Source organism: Streptomyces sp. NPDC002133 (assembly GCF_040296405.1).
Classification (GTDB): domain Bacteria; phylum Actinomycetota; class Actinomycetes; order Streptomycetales; family Streptomycetaceae; genus Streptomyces.
This window is the reverse complement of record NZ_JBEOXF010000014.1, coordinates 83988-102527: the sequence shown is the minus strand read 5'-3', so window position 1 is coordinate 102527 and position 18540 is coordinate 83988. Positions and strand designations below refer to the sequence as shown.

Genomic DNA, 18540 nt, shown 5'->3' with positions numbered 1-18540 from the left:
CCAGCTCCCCGCCCCGTAATCCGCCACGAGGACGCCTCCCGAGCACGCCCCGTTCCGTATGGCCATTCGGGTCACCCGGAAATCCGGTCTGCCCCCGGGCGCCGGGGCCCGTACACTGGGCGGAGCGAAAGGCGTGGATGGGGACCAGTAGCGTCGTACGCAGCCATGAGCGACCCGGGGACGGTGCGAGCCCGGGGGCGAGCGCGATGTGAACAATCACCCCGGAGCCGCCGGAAGAAAGCCCGCCGACGACGGCGGGCGAGTAGAACCGGCATCGCGACCCCAATGAGGGGGCTCACCGGTCTCGCCGGCGAGCCAAGGAGGGTGGTACCGCGGGAGCGCAGCGCATCGGCTCTCGTCCCTCCGACGGAAGAGACACAGTCCGTTGGAGGAGCCCGTACATGACGCCGCCGCCTCAGTACCGTCAGGTACCCGCCCAGGTGGACCTGCCCGCCCTCGAGCACGCCGTGCTCGACTTCTGGCGGGACAACAAGGTCTTCGCGAAGAGCCTCGAGCAGTCCGAGGGACGCCCGGAGTGGGTGTTCTACGAGGGCCCGCCCACTGCCAACGGCATGCCCGGCGCCCACCACATCGAGGCCCGCGTCTTCAAGGACGTCTTCCCGCGCTTCCGCACGATGCGGGGCTACCACGTGGCCCGCAAGGCCGGCTGGGACTGTCACGGCCTGCCCGTCGAGCTCGCGGTCGAGAAGGAGCTCGGCTTCAGCGGCAAGAAGGACATCGAGGCGTACGGCATCGCGGAGTTCAACGCGAAGTGCCGTGAGTCCGTGGCCCGCCACACCGACGCCTTCGCCGAGCTCACGACCCGCATGGGCTACTGGGTCGACCTCGACGAGGCGTACTGGACCATGGACCCCGAGTACATCGAGTCGGTGTGGTGGTCGCTGAAGGAGATCTTCAAGAAGGGCCTGCTGGTCCAGGACCACCGGGTCGCCCCGTGGTGCCCACGCTGCGGCACCGGTCTTTCCGACCACGAGCTGGCGCAGGGCTACGAGACGGTCGTCGACCCGTCCGTGTTCGTGCGCTTCCCGCTGACCTCCGGACCGCTGGCCGGCGAGGCCTCGCTGCTCGTCTGGACGACGACCCCCTGGACGCTGGTGTCGAACACCGCGGTGGCGGCCCACCCCGAGGTCACCTATGTCGTGGCGACGAACGGCGAGGAGAAGCTCGTCGTCGCCCGGCCGCTGCTGGAGAAGGCGCTCGGCGAAGGATGGGAGACCACCGGGCAGACCTTCACGGGCGCCGAGATGGAGCGCTGGACGTACGACCGCCCCTTCCGGCTCGTGCCCTTCGACGAGCCGGCCCACTACGTGGTCAACGCCGAGTACGTGACGACCGAGGACGGTACGGGCCTGGTCCACCAGTCCCCCGCCTTCGGTGAGGACGACCTCAAGGTCTGCCGCGCCTACGGCCTGCCGGTGGTGAACCCGGTCCGCCCGGACGGCACCTTCGAGGAGGACGTGCCGCTGATCGGCGGCGTCTTCTTCAAGAAGGCCGACGAGGCGCTCACCAAGGACCTGGACGAGCGCGGGCTGCTCTTCAGGCACGTCCCGTACGAGCACAGCTATCCGCACTGCTGGCGCTGCCACACGGCGCTGCTCTACTACGCGCAGCCGTCCTGGTACATCCGCACGACCGCGATCAAGGACCGGCTCCTCGAGGAGAACGAGAACACGAACTGGTTCCCGGACTCGGTCAAGACCGGCCGGTACGGCGACTGGCTGAACAACAACATCGACTGGGCCCTGTCGCGGAACCGCTACTGGGGCACGCCCCTGCCGATCTGGCGGTGCGAAGAAGGCCATCTGACATGCGTCGGTTCGCGCGCCGAGCTGACCGAGCTGACGGGTACGGACCAGTCGTCCCTCGACCCGCACCGGCCGTTCATCGACGACGTCACCTTCCCGTGCCCCGAGTGCTCCGGCACGGCGACGCGGGTGCCCGAGGTGATCGACGCCTGGTACGACTCGGGCTCGATGCCGTTCGCTCAGTGGGGCTACCCGTACAAGAACAAGGAGATCTTCGAGAAGCGCTACCCGGCGCAGTTCATCTCGGAGGCGATCGACCAGACGCGCGGCTGGTTCTACACGCTGATGGCGGTCGGCACGCTGGTCTTCGACAAGTCCTCGTACGAGAACGTGGTGTGCCTCGGCCACATCCTCGCCGAGGACGGCCGCAAGATGTCCAAGCACCTGGGGAACATCCTGCAGCCGATCCCGCTGATGGACCAGCACGGCGCGGACGCCGTGCGCTGGTTCATGGCGGCGGGCGGGTCGCCGTGGGCGGCGCGCCGGGTGGGTCACGGCACGATCCAGGAGGTCGTGCGCAAGACGCTGCTGACGTACTGGAACACGGTGGCCTTCCAGGCGCTCTACGCCCGTACGTCGGGCTGGGCGCCCTCGGACGCCGACCCGGCCCCGGCCGACCGCACGGTGCTCGACCGCTGGCTGCTGTCCGAACTGCACGCGCTGGTGGACCAGGTGACGCTGGCGCTGGAGGCGTACGACACCCAGCGCGCCGGCAAGCTCGTCTCCTCGTTCGTCGACGACCTGTCGAACTGGTACGTGCGGCGCTCGCGCCGCCGCTTCTGGCAGGGTGACGCGGCAGCCCTGCGCACGCTCCATGACGTGATCGAGACCGTCACGCGGCTGATGGCCCCACTGACCCCCTTCATCACCGAGCGGGTGTGGCAGGACCTGGTGGTCCCGGTCACGCCGGAGGCCCCGGAGTCGGTGCACCTGGCCTCGTGGCCGGAGGCCGACCTGTCGGCGATCGACCCGGCGCTGTCCCAGCAGATGGTGCTGGTCCGCCGGCTCGTGGAGCTGGGGCGTGCGACGCGCGCGGAGTCCGGTGTGAAGACGCGTCAGCCTCTGTCGCGGGCGCTGGTGGCCGCGACGGGCTTCGAGTCCCTGTCTCCGGAGCTGCACGCGCAGATCACGGAGGAGCTCAACGTCTCGTCGCTTGCGTCGCTGAGCGAGGTCGGAGGTTCGCTGGTCGACACGACCGCCAAGGCCAACTTCCGCGCCCTGGGCAAGCGCTTCGGCAAGGGCGTGCAGGACGTGGCGAAGGCGGTCGCCGCGGCGGACGCGGCGGCGCTGTCCCTGGCGCTGCGGTCCGGCTCGGCCGTGATCTCGGTGAACGGCGAGGACGTGACCCTCTCCCCCGAGGAGGTCATCATCACGGAGACGCCGCGCGAGGGCTGGTCGGTCGCCTCCGACCAGGGCGCGACGGTCGCCCTGGATCTGGAGATCACCGCGGAGCTTCGGCTCGCGGGCCTGGCCCGTGACGCGATCCGCCTCATCCAGGAGGCCCGCAAGAACAGCGGCCTGGACGTCGCGGACCGGATCGCCCTGCGCTGGTCCTCCGGCGACCCCGAGGTCACGACCGCCCTCACGGACCATGCGTCCCTGATCGCGGACGAGGTCCTGGCGACCGACTTCGCGCAGGGGGAGGCCGACGACTCGTACGGCGAGTCGTTCACCGACGAGGGCCTGTCCCTCACCTTCCGCCTCCGCAAGGCGTAGGCGTCCCGCCTGACGGGCCCGGCCGCGCACGTGGCCGGGCCCGCTTTTCTTTCCCCACCCGACCTCACCTTCACCCCGCCCCTTCCCGAGCTGAGGTCAAGCCGTCGGACCTCCCACCGGGGCTCCGCCCCCGATCCCCCGCGCCTCGAACTCCCCCTACGCCCCGCGGCGTGGGCCGACCGCCGGCGAGGCTCCTTCGGGGGCCCGTTGGGGGCACCTCGCAGGCGAAGCTCCGGGGACGCTCGAGTGCGGACACCCCGGCACACCACCCGACACCGGCGCATACCAAGCCCGCTGAGGACACCACCCACGCGAAGCTCCCAGGGAGCTCGAGTGCGGACACCCCGGCACACCGGGCGTAGCGTCCGCCGCAGGCGACGCCGTCGCGCAGGCAAAAGGGCCGGGCCCGGGACATGAGTCCCGGGCCCGGCCCTGAGTGCCTGCCGACGGCTACGCGCGCATCGCGCGGCAGCCCGCCGTCAGTTGTCGTCCTCGTCGATGAGGAAGCCCCGCATCGGCGACGGCGCCTGCTGCATCGGCGGACCCTGCGGCCGCACCGGTGCCATCGGCTGGGTCATCGCCGGGGACATCTGCTGCTGGCCACCGTACGAAGGACCCGCGGGCGAAGGCCCGTGACCGCCCATCGTCTGCTGGCCGCCGTAGGACGGGGCGCTCGCGCCGGCCGGAGCCATGGAAGGCGCCGGGGACGGCGGCAGCGACGCCGTCGCGGGGGTCCGCGGCGGGGCCAGGGAGTCGTCGGCCTGGGAATCCAGCTGGCGCAGCTGGCTCTCGAGGTACGACTTCAGCCTCGTCCGGTACTCGCGCTCGAAGCCCCGCAGGTCCTCGACCTTGCGCTCCAGCGTGGCGCGGGCCGACTCCAGCGAGCCCATCGCAACGCGGTGCTTCTCCTGCGCGTCCCGCTCCAGCGCATCCGCCTTGGCGCGGGCGTCGCGCTCCAGGCCCTCGGCGCGCGAGCGCGCCTCGCCGACGATCTTGTTGGCCTCGGAACGGGCCTCCGCGATCGCCTGGTCGGCAGTCTGCTGGGCCAGCGAGAGCACACGCGCGGCGCTGTCGCCACCCGGGCCCTGCTGGGGCATCTGCGGGCCGTGACCACCCATGGGACCGCCCATCGGGCCACCCATCGGGCCACCCATGGGACCGCCCTGCATCGGGCCGGGGCCCATCGGACCACCCTGGGGGTGACCCTGCGGACCGTGACCACCGTGACCGTGACCACCGGGGCCGGCGGGCAGCTGCGGAGCACCACCGGGCAGCTGGGGCGGACCCATCTGCGGGGGCTGCTGCTGGACCGGCGGTCCGGATATGGCGGCGGGCACAGGAGCACCCGGACCGCGGCCGTCCTGCGGCTCCGGCGGTTTGCGCATGCCCTGCTGCTGCTGGTTCTGCGCGGCCGCGCGGGTCGCTGCGGCCAGCTTGGCGCGCAGGTCCTCGTTCTCGCGGAGCAGTCGCGTCAGCTCGGCCTCGACCTCGTCAAGGAAGGCATCGACCTCGTCCTCGTCATAGCCTTCTCGGAGGCGGACGGTCGTGAACTGCTTGTTCCGCACGTCCTCGGGGGTCAGCGGCATCTCTTCTTCACCTCTACGTAGTCGTCGGCAGTCGGCAAGACCGTATCGTTCACATCCCGCTCCCCACGCTGCGCACGACGGAGATCAGGATGTAGACGATGATCATCAGAACGAAGAAGGACAGGTCGAGTGCCACGCCCCCGAGACGCAGCGGCGGGATGAACCGCCGCAGAAGCTTGAGCGGTGGATCGGTGACAGTGTAAGTGGCCTCCAGGACGACCACCATCGCCTTGCCGGGTTGCCACGAGCGGGCGAACTGGAAGACGTAGTCCATGACCAGCCGGAAAATCAGCACGACGAGGAAGCACACGAGCGCGATGTAGACCACCAACAGTGCGACGCCCATTCCTGCGCTTCCCTCTCCCCTGGCTCTCGTGTCCGGCCTCGCGGCCGGGTCGTTTTCCGGTGTCGTTCTCTAGCTCTGGTTGAAGAACCCGCCCTCTGCGATGCGGGCCTTGTCCTCCGCCGTGACATCGACGTTAGCAGGCGACAACAGGAACACCTTCTGCGTCACCCGCTCAATGCTGCCATGCAGACCGAAGACGAGTCCCGCGGCAAAGTCGACAAGTCGCTTCGCATCGGTGTCGTCCATCTCGGTCAGGTTCATGATCACCGGGGTGCCCTCACGGAAGTGTTCCCCGATGGTACGGGCCTCGTTATAGGTCCGCGGGTGCAGCGTAGTGATGCGGTAGGGCTCACGCTCGGACACAACCTTGGGCATGATCACCGGTGCGTTCTTCTCCAGGCTCGGACGTTCGGGTGTGATGGATGCCACGGGAGCGATGCGCGCCGGACGCCCGGATTCCACCGGAAGCGCGGCGGCGTGGGACACCGGCTCGCGAGGCGCGGGCGGCGACACCACGCGCACCGGCTCCTCCCGTTCCACCCGGTGTTCCACCCGGTGTTCCCGGTGCTCCACCCTGTCCACCTGATGCGGGGGCTGGTGCCGACGCCGGTCCCGCTCGGGCTCCGGCTCCATCTCGGGTTCGAAGTCGTCGTCGGGATCGAATCCCCGGCCGTCGTACCCATCGTCCTCCACGAGGCCGAGGTAGACCGCCATCTTGCGCATCGCGCCGGCCATTCTCTGAGTCCTCCGCTCTGTGGTGGATCGGCTTCGTTCGGCTACGTCACCAAGTGCCCGCGATCCACTCGGCCCGCCCGCCTTTCGACGGAAATGACCATATTTTCTGCTGTGGTCCGACTTGCTTCGCGACGTTACCCGAGCCGGGGACGGACTCCGAGTACCGCCGTCCCGACGCGCACGTGTGTCGCTCCGGCCGCCACGGCCTCCTCGAGGTCCGCACTCATCCCTGCTGACACCATGTTCGCAGCAGGACGGTCCGCGCGCAGGCTTGATGAGAATTCCATCAGCCGCTCGAAGGCAGCCTGTTGGCGCCCCGCGTACGACCCTGCGAGTGGCGCTACGGTCATCAGTCCGTCAAGCCGGAGCCCCGGCGCGTCGTCGACCGCGGCGGCCAACTCCTCGATTCCGTCGGGCGATACGCCGCCTCTGTCGCCCTGCCGCCCCGACTCGGCGTCGAGCGCGACCTGGATCAGGCACCCCAACTCACGCTCGGCGCGCACCGCCGCCGCGGACAGTGCGCGAACGAGCTTGAGTCGGTCGACCGATTGCACGACATCGGCATAACTCGCAACAGAACGGACTTTGTTCGTCTGCAGCTGGCCGACGAAGTGCCAGGTGAGATCCAGATCGGAGCAGGCCGCGGCCTTGGGGGCCGCCTCCTGGTCCTTGTTCTCCGCGACATTCCGCACCCCGAGTTCGTGCAGCAGCCGCACATCGCTCGCCGGGTACGTCTTCGTGACCACGATGAGGGTCACTTCCTCGCGCTTGCGCCCGGCAGCGGCGCAGGCTGCGGAGATACGTTCCTCCACGCGCGCCAGGTTCGCGGCGAGTTCGGTCTTGCGGTCGGTCATGTTTCTTCTCTTCCGGCGCCCAGCCAGACGTATCCGGCGAGACGTCCCGTCGTGCGGTCGCGGCGGTACGAGTAGTGGTCCCCCGACTCCAGTGTGCAGACCGGCGACGCCTTCCGGTCCCGCACACCGAGCGCCTCGAGCTGGGCGTGGACGCCGGCGGTGACGTCGACCGCCGGGGTGCCCCAGCTCGTCTCGGCCCTGGCGGCGGGCTCCACCGCCGCCACATCGGCCCGCATCGCCGCCGGGACCTCGTAGCAGCGGCCGCAGACGGCGGGCCCGGTGCGGGCAATGATCCGCGCCGGGACGGCGCCCAGAGCGATCATGGCCTCCACGGTGGCCGGCACGACGCCTGCGACCATTCCGGGCCGGCCGGCGTGGGCCGCGCCCGCCACCCCCGCGACCGGGTCGGCCAGCAGCACCGGGGTGCAGTCGGCCGTCAGGACGGCGAGCGGCAGCCCGCGCCGGGCGGTCACCACCGCGTCCACCGCCGGGGCCGGAGCGTCTCCCCATGGTCCGTCGACGACAGCGACTTCCCGCCCGTGCACCTGGTTCATCCAGACGACGAGCCCGGGATCGAGCCCCAGGGACTTGGCGGCGAGCTCACGGTTCGCGCGGACGGCGGCGGGGTCGTCGCCGACCGCGCCGCCAAGATTGAGCTCCTCGTACGGAGCGGCGCTCACCCCGCCCCACCTGTCGGTGAAGGCGAAGTGCGCGCCGCCCACGCTGTCGTGCTCGCGTATCACTTCAAGATCACTTCAGGAAGTCCGGGACGTCCAGCTCTTCGGCCTGGGTGTCGTACGGCCGGGCCGGCGGGACCTGCGGCGACCCGCTCCCCGACAGCGAGCCGTCGTTCCCCGAGGACGCCTCGGCCGGGACCGCGGGCTCGTCGCGCGGCGCCACCGTGCCGAGGCCGCCGATGGAGCGCGGCTCCGGGCGGGCCGGGGGCGCGGGCTCCTCACGCTTGGCGGAAGCGGATCCGATCACGTTCTCACGGCGGGTCGGTGGCTGGCCCCCGTCGAAGCCGGCCGCGATGACCGTGACCCGTACCTCGTCGCCCAGCGCGTCGTCGATGACGGCGCCGAAGATGATGTTGGCCTCGGGGTGTGCGGCCTCGCTGACCAGCTGGGCGGCCTCGTTGATCTCGAAGAGACCGAGGTCCGAGCCACCGGAGATGGAGAGCAGCACGCCGCGGGCGCCGTCGATGGACGCTTCCAGCAGCGGCGACGAGATGGCCATCTCGGCGGCGGCCACGGCGCGGTCGTCGCCGCGGGCCGAGCCGATGCCCATGAGGGCCGAACCGGCCTCGGACATGACCGACTTGACGTCGGCGAAGTCGAGGTTGATCAGACCCGGGGTCGTGATGAGATCGGTGATGCCCTGGACACCGGAGAGCAGCACCTGGTCCGCGGACTTGAACGCGTCCAGCACGCTGACCTGGCGGTCCGAGATGGACAGCAGCCGGTCGTTCGGGATGACGATCAGGGTGTCGACCTCTTCGCGGAGCTCGGCGATGCCGTCCTCCGCCTGGTTGGCGCGACGGCGGCCCTCGAAGGTGAAGGGGCGGGTGACCACGCCGATGGTCAGGGCGCCGAGGGACCGTGCGATGTTGGCGACGACGGGCGCGCCGCCGGTGCCGGTGCCGCCACCTTCGCCGGCGGTGACGAAGACCATGTCGGCCCCCTTGAGAACCTCCTCGATCTCCTCTCGGTGGTCCTCTGCCGCCTTGCGACCGACTGCCGGGTTGGCTCCGGCCCCGAGGCCGCGGGTGAGTTCGCGGCCGACGTCGAGCTTGACGTCGGCGTCGCTCATCAACAGGGCTTGCGCATCCGTGTTGATCGCGATGAACTCGACGCCCTTGAGACCGACCTCGATCATTCGGTTGATGGCATTGACACCACCGCCGCCGACACCGATGACCTTGATGACTGCGAGGTAGTTCTGCGGTGCTGCCACGTCGAAGGCCTCTCGCCTCGAGTTACGTGCCGTCGCTGCGCGGTGGTCGCGCCGCGACGACGGATGCCGATGGGACGGTCCGAAACGCCGACCCAAACCCTAACGTTGAAGTTTAGGGTTACCAATGTCTCCGCCTCTTGGACTCTCCTGAACGAGACACTAAGTCGACAAGCGGCGCACGTTCAACGAACACGCCGAACCTCCCGTTTTTCTTTTCACCCTATGTGATCAGCCGTTGCGCTGACCAACCAGGGTGCTGGCCTGCGCATATGTGCGTCAACTCCCTGACACGGCAGGGGCAGTGGGGGCACTCACATCGAAATGCCCGGCATCGGGTGCGGCTTTCATCAGCGCGGCGAGCGCCCTCGCCTTCGCCTCGCCGTTGTCGCTGCTGCCCCATACGACGGTGCGGCCGCGCGTCAGCTCCAGGGTGATGGAGTCGTACGAACGGACCTCGATGGAGCGGAGGTCCTTGGCGGCCTGCGCGGGGAGTTCGGCGTTGACCCGCACCACCTCGGTCACCAGACGCTGCTCACCGAAGCGGCGCAGACTCGGCGACTGATCTGTCGTCAATTCCAGGAGTGGTACGCCTTTGGGCGCTTTGTCCACTGTGGCAAAACGGACGCCTTTCGCGTCCACTTCGACGAACTCGGCGCCTTTTCCGATGAGCAGTACCGGCTTTCGCTCGGTCACCTTCAGCGCGATTCCGTGCGGCCATGAACGCACGGCTTCGACGGAGTCGATGCGGGGCAGTTTGTCGCGCAGTCGCGCCTCAATACCGTCCATATCGACCGAAATAAGCGGCGATCCGATCGGTACGGCCGCCACCTCCTCCACCTCACGGGGTGTCAGAACCTGTGTACCGGAGGTCCGGACCCGCTCGACGCGCAGCCAGGAGGAGCCGTACAGCAGCCAGATTCCGGCCGCGACGAGCACGACGAGGGCGGAACCGATCAGCAGCGCCCGACGCCCCGGCAGTCGGGGGCGCCGTAGGACCGGTCCTCTGCGGACCCGGCCGGAGCGGCCGGCCGACGACGAGCCCCTCGGGTTTCGCGTACCGCGCTCGGCGGTCGTCGGTCCGGCCATGCTCCGCACCCTGCCCTTCGCTGTGCCTATCGGCGCGCCCGTGCGGAAATCGCCTCGTAGACCATTCCGACAAGCCGATCGTCTGCGTCCCGGCGCCCGAACTCGGAGGCGGCGCGGGACATCTCGTACAGCCGGTGCGGGTCGGCGAGCACCGGGAGCACGTTCCCCTGGATCCACTCGGGGGTCAGCTCGGCGTCGTCGACCAGCAGTCCGCCACCGGACTTGACCACCGGCTGGGCGTTGAGCCGCTGTTCACCGTTGCCGATCGGCAGCGGTACGTAAGCGGCGGGGAGCCCGACGGCGGAGAGTTCGGCGACGGTCATGGCGCCCGCGCGGCAGAGCATCATGTCGGCCGCCGCGTACGCGAGATCCATCCGGTCCAGGTACGGTACCGGGATGTAGGGCGGCATTCCGGGCATGTTGTCGACGCGCGGCACTTCGTTCTTCGGGCCGACGGCGTGCAGGATCTGGATACCGGAGCGCTGCAGCAGCGGAGCGACCTGCTGGATCACCTCGTTGAGACGGCGGGCGCCCTGAGAGCCGCCCGAGACCAGCAGCGTCGGCAGGTTGGGGTCGAGACCGAAGGCGGCGCGCGCCTCGGGCCTGACCCGGGCCCGGTCGAGCGTGGCAATGGAGCGGCGCAGCGGGATGCCGATGTAGCGGGCGTCGCGCAGCTTGCTGTCGGGGGTCGAGACCGCGACGCCGGCCGCGTAGCGCGAGCCGATCTTGTTGGCCAGCCCGGGGCGGGCATTGGCCTCGTGGACGACGATCGGCACACCGAGGCGCTTGGCGGCGAGATAGCCGGGCAGCGCGACATAGCCGCCGAAACCGACGACGCAGTCCGCGTTGGTGCGCTCCAGGATCTGCTCCGCGGCCTTGATCGTGCCGCGCAGCCGGCCCGGGACGGTGATCAGCTCGGGGGTCGGCTTGCGTGGCAACGGTACGGCGGGAATGAGCGCCAGCTCGTAGCCCCGCTCGGGGACGAGCCTGGTCTCCAGTCCGCGCTCTGTGCCAAGGGCCGTGATGCCCACGGTCGGATCCTGCCTGCGCAGGGCGTCCGCGAGGGCGAGCGCGGGCTCGATGTGGCCGGCGGTCCCCCCGCCGGCGAGTACGACATGCACCGAAATTCACCGCTCTCCGGACGGACGTTCCTTGACGCGCCGTCTCATCGTCTTCCATCTCACCCCGGGTTTCCGCACGGCCAGGGCCGCCTTCGCCGCGGGATCCTCTCGCGCGAAGGCGATCAGCAGTCCCACGGCGAACATGGTCGGCAGCAGGGCGGAGCCCCCGTAGGAGAACAGCGGGAGGGGGACACCGGCGATCGGCAGCAGACCGAGCACCGCACCGACGTTGATCACGGCCTGGGCCGTGATCCAGGTGGTCACACCTCCCGCGGCGTACCTCACGAAGGGGTCCTCCGTGCGTCCGGCCACGCGGATACCCGCATAGCCTAGAGCCGCGAAGAGAGTGAGCACCGACAGCGTCCCTGCCAACCCCAGTTCCTCCCCGGTGATGGCGAAGATGAAGTCGGTGTGAGCTTCGGGTAGTTGGCCCCATTTTTCCACACTTGCACCGATCCCGGAACCGAACCATCCGCCGGACGCCAGCGCGTAGATCCCGTGCACGGCCTGCCAGCAGCTGTCGCCCGGACCCGGGTCCGTCGCGCCGACGCACTGGAACCGGGCCATACGGTTCGGATTGGTCTTGATCAGTACGGCGCCGATCAGGCCCGCGACGGCCAGCACCCCGCCGAACAGCCTGGTGGGGGCCCCGGCCAGCCAGAGCAGGCCGAAGAGGATCGCGGTCAGGATGATGGCCGTGCCCATGTCACCGCCGATCATGATCAGCCCGAGCAGCATGAAGGCGACCGGCACCAGCGGGACGAGCAGGTGCTTCCACTGGGTGAGCAGCCGTTTGTCCTGCTTGCGCGCGAGCAGGTCGGCGCCCCAGAGGATCAGGGCGAGCTTGCCGAACTCGCTGGGCTGGAGCTGGAAGGGGCCGCCCAGCGAGATCCAGTTCTGGTTGCCGTTGACCGCCTGCCCTATCCCGGGAATCTGCACCAGCACCATCAGAAAGGCGCTGCCGACCAGGAGGGGATAGGCGAGCGCGCGATGGAGCCTGACGGGCATCCGGGAGGCGAGGAAGAGCAGTCCGGTGCCGATGGCGGCGGCCAGGAACTGCTTGCGGAAGAAGTACGAGGAGGGCAGGGAGTACTTCAGCGCCGTGATCATCGACGCGGAGTAGACCATGACCAGGCCGAGTGCGGTGATCAGCAGGCCGGCGCCGAGGATCACGTAGTACGCGGTGAGCGGGCGGTCCCAGGCCCGGCGCGCCTGCTCGTACGCGCGCCGGACCGCCCCGCCACGGGGTGGTCCGGGCTCGCCGGCGCCTCCACGAGCGCCGCCGGACGGCCGGCGCACCGGCCCGGCGGTCCCGCTCCGCAACGCGAGGCCGGGCACACCGGCCAGGGCCGACTCGGGTACGAGGGCGCGCCCGAGGGCGGCGGCGGTGCGCTCCGCAAGCACGCGGACGGGGTGCGCGGCGGCTTCGAAGGAGCCCTTGCGGCGATCGAGGACGGACACCCGGGACGACCGCACGTCATCGCTCATCTCCGCAGGGCCTGAGGGCCTGCCTCCGGTTCGGGAAGAGGCGGGGAGGGGAAAGGGCCCGCCGCGGGGGCGCGCGGAGGAGGACGGGGGCTCGAGGGTGGAGTCGGGCGGCATGGGCGGTGTCCCCTCCAGTCTGGGGCGGCGGCGCCGGGGCGCGGCGGCGGGGACCGGGCCGGTCAGGCGCGCTCGGTGGCGAGGGCGCGGACCGCGTCCGCGAAGGCCTCGCCTCGCTTGTTGTAGTTGGCGAACATGTCCATCGAGGCGCAGGCGGGGGCCAGCAGCACCGTGTCCCCCGGCCGCGCGAGCCCCGCCGCTTCGCGGACCGCCGCCGACATCGCCCCAGTGTCGGTCCGGTCGAGGTCGACCACCGGGACCTCGGGCGCGTGTCGCGCGAGGGCTTCGCGGATCAGCGCCCGGTCCGCGCCGATGAGGACCACGCCGCGCAGCCGCTTCGCGGACTTCTCGACGAGCTCGTCGAAGGTCGCCCCCTTCGCCAGCCCGCCCGCGATCCAGACGATCGGGTCGTACGCCGCCAAGGACGCTTCCGTTGCATGGGTGTTGGTGGCCTTGGAGTCGTCCACGTACGCGACGCCGTCGACCTCGTCGACGAACTCGATACGGTGCGCGTCCGGGCGGAAGGCCCGCAGTCCGTCCCGTACGGCGGCCGGCTCGACGCCGAAGGCGCGCGCGAGCGCCGCCGCCGCGAGCGCGTTCGCGATGTTGTGCGGGGCCGGCGGGTTGACGTCGGAGATCTCGGCCAGCTCCTGTGCCTGCTTCTGGCGGTTCTCCACGAAGGCGCGGTCCACCAGGATCCCGTCCACGACACCGAGCTGCGAGGGTCCGGGGGTCCCCAGCGTGAAGCCGATCGCCCGGCAGCCCTCCACGACGTCCGCCTCGCGCACGAGATCCTCGGTCGCGGGGTCGGCCACGTTGTAGACGCAGGCGACCGTATTGCCTTCGTAGATACGGCCCTTGTCGGCCGCGTACGCCTCCATGGAGCCGTGCCAGTCGAGGTGGTCGGGCGCGAGGTTGAGCACGGCCGCGGAGTGGGCGCGCAGCGAAGGCGCCCAGTGCAGCTGGTAGCTGGAGAGCTCGACGGCGAGTACATCGAGATCGCCGTACGGAGCGACGCCGAGGACGGCATCGAGCAGCGATACGCCGATGTTGCCGACGGCCGCGGACTTCAGACCGGCCGCCTCCAGGATGGCGGCGAGCATCCGGACCGTCGTGGTCTTGCCGTTGGTGCCGGTGACCGCGAGCCAGGGGGCCGCGTCGGGCCCCCGCAGCCGCCACGCCAGTTCGACGTCGCCCCAGACCTCGACCCCGGCCGCGGCAGCCGCCGCGAAGAGCGGCTTGTCGGGCTTCCAGCCGGGCGCCGTGACGACCAGCTCGGTGCCCTCCGGCAGGGTGGCACCGTCGCCGAGGCGGACGGTGATGCCCTCCGCCTCCAGCTCCGCCGCCTGCGCCCGCGCACGCTCGTCGTCGCCGTCGTTGACGACCGTGACGACCGCGCCGAGGCCGTGCAGGACGCGCGCGGCGGGAATGCCGCTCACGCCCAGCCCGGCGACGGTGACGCGCTTGCCCTGCCAGTCCAGCTCAGTCACTTGTCGGCCGCCCAGCCCGCGTAGAAGATGCCCAGTCCCACGATGACGCACATGCCCTGAATGATCCAGAAACGGACGACGACAAGGACTTCGGACCACCCCTTGAGTTCGAAGTGGTGTTGCAGCGGGGCCATGCGGAAGACGCGCTTTCCGGTGAGCCTGAAGGAGCCGACCTGGATCACCACGGACATGGTGATCAGCACGAACAGACCGCCGAGCAGCGCGAGCAGAAGCTCCGTACGGGAGCAGATCGCGAGACCGGCGAGCGCGCCGCCGAGGGCGAGCGAGCCGGTGTCACCCATGAAGATCTTGGCCGGGGAGGTGTTCCACCACAGGAAGCCGAAGCAGGCACCCATCAGCGCGGAGGCGACGACCGCGAGATCGAGCGGGTCGCGCACCTCGAAGCAGGCGTTGGGATTGGTCAGCGTCTGCGCGTTGGCGCAGGACTCCTGGAACTGCCAGAGCCCGATGAAGGTGTAAGCGCCGAAGACCATCACGGACGCGCCGGTGGCCAGACCGTCCAGACCGTCGGTGAGGTTCACGCCGTTCGACATCGCGAGGATCATGAACAGCGCCCAGATGACGAACAGCACCGGGCCGATCGACCAGCCGAAGTCGGTGACGAACGACAGCTTGGTGGAGGCCGGGGTGTTGCCGCGGAGGTCCGCGAACTGCAGCGCCAGCACCGCGAAGGCGATGCCCACGATCAGCTGTCCGGCCATCTTCGCCTTGGCCCGCAGACCCAGCGACCGCTGCTTGACGATCTTGATGTAGTCGTCGAGGAAGCCGACGAGGCCCATGCCCGCCATCAGGAACAGCACCAGCACGCCCGAGAACGTCGGGTCCTCACCGGTGATGACCTTCGCCAGGGCGTACGCGATCAGCGTGGCCAGGATGAAGGCGATGCCGCCCATGGTGGGCGTGCCCTTCTTGCTGCCGTGGCTGCGCGGGCCGTCGTCGCGGATGAACTGCCCGTATCCCTTGCGGGCCAGCAGCTTGATCAGCAGCGGGGTGCCGATGAGGGTCAGGAAGAGCCCGATGGCCCCCGCGAAGAGGATCTGCCTCATCGACCGGCGACCTCACCCTCGGCGGTGTTCTCGAGCAGCGCCAGGGCGATCCGCTCGAGACCGACCGACCTGGACGCCTTCACCAGCACCACGTCTCCCGGGCGCAGCTCTCTGCGCAACAGGTCGATCGCCGCCTGCGCGTCGGACACGTGCACCGACTCCTCACCCCACGAACCCTCGTTATATGCGCCCAGTTGCAACCAGGACGCTTCCCTGCCCCCGACTGCCACGAGCTTGCTGACGTTGAGCCGGACGGCGAGCCGTCCGACCGCGTCGTGCTCGGCGAGCGACTCGTCCCCGAGCTCGGCCATCTGACCGAGCACCGCCCACGTGCGCCCCCCGTTGGCCTGAGCGGCCGTGCCCATGGCCACGAGCGCGCGCAGGGCGGCTCGCATGGACTCGGGGTTCGCGTTGTAGGCGTCGTTGACGACCGTCACGCCGTCCGGACGCTCGGTGACCTCCATACGCCAGCGGGAGAGGGTGCCGGCCTCCGAGAGCGCGAGGGCGATCTCGTCGACGGACATGCCCAGCTCATGGGCGACGGCGGCCGCGGCGAGCGCGTTCGACACGTGGTGCTCACCGTACAGCCGCAAGGTCACATCACTGCACCCGGAGGGTGTGCGAAGCAGGAATGCGGGCTGTCCGCTAGGCATGAGGCGGACGTTCTCTGCGCGTACGTCCGCTTCGCCCGCCTCTCCGAAGAGGACGACGCGTGCCTTCGTGCGGGAGGCCATCGCGCGGACGAGCGGATCGTCGGCGTTGAGGACGGCCACACCGCCCTCCGGAAGCGCCTCGACGAGTTCGCCCTTGGCCTGGGCGATCTGCTCGCGGCCGCCGAACTCGCCGATGTGGGCGGTGCCGACGTTCAGTACGAGGCCGATGCGCGGCGGGGTGAGGCCGGTGAGGTACGTGATGTGGCCGATGCCGCGGGCGCCCATCTCCAGGACGAGATGGCGGGTCTCCTCGGTCGCGCGGAGCGCCGTGAGCGGCAGGCCGATCTCGTTGTTGAGGGAGCCGGGCGTCCAGACCGTGGGCGCGTGGCGCTGGAGGAGCTGGGCGATGAGGTCCTTGGTGGAGGTCTTGCCCGCGGAGCCGGTGAGGGCGACGACCTCGGTGCCGAGCTCCTCGACGACGGCCCGCGCGAGCGCGCCCAGCGCGGTCTGGACGTCGTCGACGACGATGGCTGGGACGCCGACCGGCCGGGCGGCCAGGACGGCTGCCGCGCCCGCCGCGACCGCGCGTTCCGCGTAGTCGTGGCCGTCGACGTTCTCACCGGTGAAGGCGGCGAAGAGACTGCCTGCCTCGACCTGACGGGAGTCGATGACGACAGGTCCGGTGACCCGGAGGGCCGGATCCGGTATGTCGTACGACTGCCCGCCGACGATTTCGGCGATCTCGGCGAGGGAGAGGGCGATCACTGCTTCATCCCTGACTGTTCGTGTAACGGAGTTCGATCGCTTCGCGGAGCACCTGGCGGTCGTCGAAGGGACGGACCACTCCGGCGATGTCCTGGCCCTGTTCGTGGCCCTTGCCGGCAACCAGCACGGTGTCGCCCGGCTCGGCGCGGGCGACGGCAGCGGCGATGGCGGCGGCCCGGTCCTCGAAGACCTGGACCTCGCCGCGCTCGTGCGCGGGCACCTCGGCGGCGCCCGCGAGCATCGCGGCGAGGATCGCGAGGGGATCCTCGGAGCGGGGGTTGTCGGAGGTCAGGACGGCGGTGTCGGCGAGGCGGGCGGCGGCGGCGCCCATGGGCCCGCGCTTCGTCCGGTCGCGGTCACCGCCGCAGCCGAGCACGATGTGCAACTTGCCCTTGGTGACCTTGCGCAGGGAGCGCAGCACCGATTCGACGGCGTCCGTCTTGTGCGCGTAGTCGACGACCGCGAGATAGGGCTGGCCCGCGTCGACGCGCTCCAGCCGGCCGGGCACACCGGGCACCGCGGCGACACCTTCGGCAGCGGTCCCCGGGTCGATCCCGGCGACGGCGAGGGTGACGATCGCGGCGAGGGTGTTGGCGACGTTGAACGGGCCGGGCAGCGGCGCCCTGGCCGTGATCCGCTCGCCCTCGGGGCCGACGACGGTGAAGACCGAGCCCACGGCGCCGAGTTCGACGCCCTCGGCGTGCCAGTCGGCGTCCGGGTGGCCCTCGGCGGAGAACGTGACGACGGGAATCGCCGACTCCGTGACGAGCCGCCGTCCGTACTCGTCGTCGAGGTTGACGACGCCGAGCCGCGCGCGGGCCGGCGTGAACAGCTGGGCCTTGGCCCCGAAGTAGTCCTCCATGCCGGAGTGGAACTCCATGTGCTCCGGGCTGAGGTTGTTGAAGACGGCGACGTCGAAGACACAGCCGTCGACCCGGCCGAGCACGAGGGCGTGGCTGGAGACCTCCATGGCGACCGAGTCGACGCCGCGCTCGCGCATCACCGCGAACAGCGCCTGCAGATCGGTGGCTTCGGGGGTCGTGCGCTCCGACTTGATGCGCTCCTCGTCGATACGCATCTCGACGGTGCCGATCAGACCGGTGCGGTGGCCGGCGCCGCGCAGCCCGCCCTCGACGAGATACGCCGTGGTGGTCTTGCCGGAGGTGCCGGTGATGCCGATCTGCAGCAGGCCTTCGCCGGGGAGCCCGTAGATGGCGGCGGCGAGCTCGCCCATCCGTCCGCGCGGGTTGTCGGCGACCAGGACCGGCAGGCCGGTCGCGGCGGCGCGCTCGGCGCCCGTCGGGTCGGTGAGAATCGCGGCCGCGCCGAGCTCCTTGGCCTGGGCGACGTAGTCGGCGCCGTGGAGACGGGCGCCGGGCAGTGCGGCGTACACGTCTCCGGGGCGCACCGCCCGCGAGTCGTGGGTGATGCCGGTGACCGCGCCGGGGCCCGGGGAATCGACACCCAGTCGGTCGGCCAGCTCCGCGAGGGGGATCGGGCGGACCTCGGCAGGACGGGGCGGGGCGGTTCGGTACTGATCAGCGTGGGGCACGGCCGTGAGCGTACCGGGCGCACGGGGAGGGGTACCAAACGAGGTGGGCCTGCGCCCGGCGCGGTCGGCCGAGGGCGGTGGTGGTGGGGTCCCCCGTGCCGAAGCCCGGCGGAGGGTGGGCGAGGGGGCCCCCGGGCCGGGGTCGTCGGGACGGTTCCGGGGGTCGGGCGTGATCGTTGTCACTGGTG

14 protein-coding genes are annotated in these 18540 nt (G+C 70.4%); 1 reads left to right on the top strand and 13 read right to left on the bottom strand.

All coding sequences use genetic code 11. The features are described from left to right. The first annotated feature begins 401 nt into the window (after positions 1–401). Entirely contained in the window at positions 402–3542 is a 3141-nt protein-coding gene (ileS, locus tag ABT078_RS17125) for an isoleucine--tRNA ligase (RefSeq protein ID WP_351228408.1), read from the top strand. A gap of 479 nt (positions 3543–4021) precedes the next feature. On the opposite strand, the gene ABT078_RS17120 is transcribed toward ileS, so the two are convergent. The 13 genes from ABT078_RS17120 to ABT078_RS17060 form a co-directional block, all read right to left on the bottom strand. After that, a complete protein-coding gene (locus tag ABT078_RS17120; protein ID WP_351228406.1) occupies positions 4022–5128 on the bottom strand; it encodes a DivIVA domain-containing protein in 1107 nt (368 codons plus the stop codon). A gap of 49 nt (positions 5129–5177) precedes the next feature. Continuing rightward, positions 5178–5474, bottom strand: a complete 297-nt coding sequence (locus ABT078_RS17115; protein WP_351228404.1) for a YggT family protein — start codon at positions 5472–5474, stop codon at positions 5178–5180. A gap of 69 nt (positions 5475–5543) precedes the next feature. Next, positions 5544–6209 carry a cell division protein SepF gene (locus ABT078_RS17110; RefSeq protein WP_351228402.1) on the bottom strand — a complete coding sequence of 222 codons (666 nt, stop codon included), beginning with the start codon at positions 6207–6209 and terminating at the stop codon, positions 5544–5546. Between the two features lie 134 nt (positions 6210–6343). Beyond that, positions 6344–7063: a YggS family pyridoxal phosphate-dependent enzyme gene (locus ABT078_RS17105; protein ID WP_351228400.1), complete on the bottom strand. Its 720-nt coding sequence runs from the start codon at positions 7061–7063 to the stop codon at positions 6344–6346. Next, entirely contained in the window at positions 7060–7785 is a 726-nt protein-coding gene (gene pgeF, locus ABT078_RS17100) for a peptidoglycan editing factor PgeF (RefSeq protein ID WP_502981236.1), read from the bottom strand. The genes ABT078_RS17105 and pgeF overlap by 4 nt, the downstream gene beginning before the upstream one ends. Before the next feature lie 28 nt (positions 7786–7813). Then, positions 7814–9016: a cell division protein FtsZ gene (gene ftsZ, locus ABT078_RS17095; protein ID WP_351228396.1), complete on the bottom strand. Its 1203-nt coding sequence runs from the start codon at positions 9014–9016 to the stop codon at positions 7814–7816. 276 nt (positions 9017–9292) lie between these two features. Continuing rightward, positions 9293–10102, bottom strand: coding sequence for a cell division protein FtsQ/DivIB (locus ABT078_RS17090; protein WP_351228394.1), 810 nt, complete (start codon positions 10100–10102; stop codon positions 9293–9295). Between the two features lie 26 nt (positions 10103–10128). Continuing rightward, entirely contained in the window at positions 10129–11223 is a 1095-nt protein-coding gene (gene murG / locus ABT078_RS17085; RefSeq protein ID WP_351228392.1) for an undecaprenyldiphospho-muramoylpentapeptide beta-N-acetylglucosaminyltransferase, read from the bottom strand. Between the two features lie 6 nt (positions 11224–11229). After that, positions 11230–12711 (bottom strand): putative lipid II flippase FtsW, encoded by a 1482-nt coding sequence (gene ftsW, locus ABT078_RS17080; protein WP_351228390.1) that lies wholly within the window; start codon positions 12709–12711, stop codon positions 11230–11232. 176 nt (positions 12712–12887) lie between these two features. Beyond that, positions 12888–14315, bottom strand: a complete 1428-nt coding sequence (gene murD, locus ABT078_RS17075) for a UDP-N-acetylmuramoyl-L-alanine--D-glutamate ligase (protein WP_351228388.1) — start codon at positions 14313–14315, stop codon at positions 12888–12890. Beyond that, positions 14312–15382, bottom strand: coding sequence for a phospho-N-acetylmuramoyl-pentapeptide-transferase (mraY, locus tag ABT078_RS17070; protein WP_351228386.1), 1071 nt, complete (start codon positions 15380–15382; stop codon positions 14312–14314). The genes murD and mraY overlap by 4 nt, the downstream gene beginning before the upstream one ends. Continuing rightward, positions 15379–16800 carry a UDP-N-acetylmuramoyl-tripeptide--D-alanyl-D-alanine ligase gene (locus tag ABT078_RS17065; protein ID WP_351228384.1) on the bottom strand — a complete coding sequence of 474 codons (1422 nt, stop codon included), beginning with the start codon at positions 16798–16800 and terminating at the stop codon, positions 15379–15381. The genes mraY and ABT078_RS17065 overlap by 4 nt, the downstream gene beginning before the upstream one ends. Positions 16801–16804: 4 nt before the next feature. Continuing rightward, positions 16805–18535 (bottom strand): UDP-N-acetylmuramoyl-L-alanyl-D-glutamate--2,6-diaminopimelate ligase, encoded by a 1731-nt coding sequence (locus ABT078_RS17060; RefSeq protein WP_502981235.1) that lies wholly within the window; start codon positions 18533–18535, stop codon positions 16805–16807. Positions 18536–18540: the final 5 nt, after the last annotated feature.

Excerpts from the sequence above, each read along its gene's own strand:
- ileS (WP_351228408.1), top strand. The coding sequence starts at position 402 with ATGACGCCGCCGCCTCAGTACCGTCAGGTACCCGCCCAGGTGGACCTG.
- ABT078_RS17120 (WP_351228406.1), bottom strand. The coding sequence starts at position 5,128 with ATGCCGCTGACCCCCGAGGACGTGCGGAACAAGCAGTTCACGACCGTC.
- ABT078_RS17115 (WP_351228404.1), bottom strand. The coding sequence starts at position 5,474 with ATGGGCGTCGCACTGTTGGTGGTCTACATCGCGCTCGTGTGCTTCCTC.
- ABT078_RS17110 (WP_351228402.1), bottom strand. The coding sequence starts at position 6,209 with ATGGCCGGCGCGATGCGCAAGATGGCGGTCTACCTCGGCCTCGTGGAG.
- ABT078_RS17105 (WP_351228400.1), bottom strand. The coding sequence starts at position 7,063 with ATGACCGACCGCAAGACCGAACTCGCCGCGAACCTGGCGCGCGTGGAG.
- ABT078_RS17090 (WP_351228394.1), bottom strand. The coding sequence starts at position 10,102 with ATGGCCGGACCGACGACCGCCGAGCGCGGTACGCGAAACCCGAGGGGC.
- ftsW (WP_351228390.1), bottom strand. The coding sequence starts at position 12,711 with ATGAGCGATGACGTGCGGTCGTCCCGGGTGTCCGTCCTCGATCGCCGC.
- mraY (WP_351228386.1), bottom strand. The coding sequence starts at position 15,382 with ATGAGGCAGATCCTCTTCGCGGGGGCCATCGGGCTCTTCCTGACCCTC.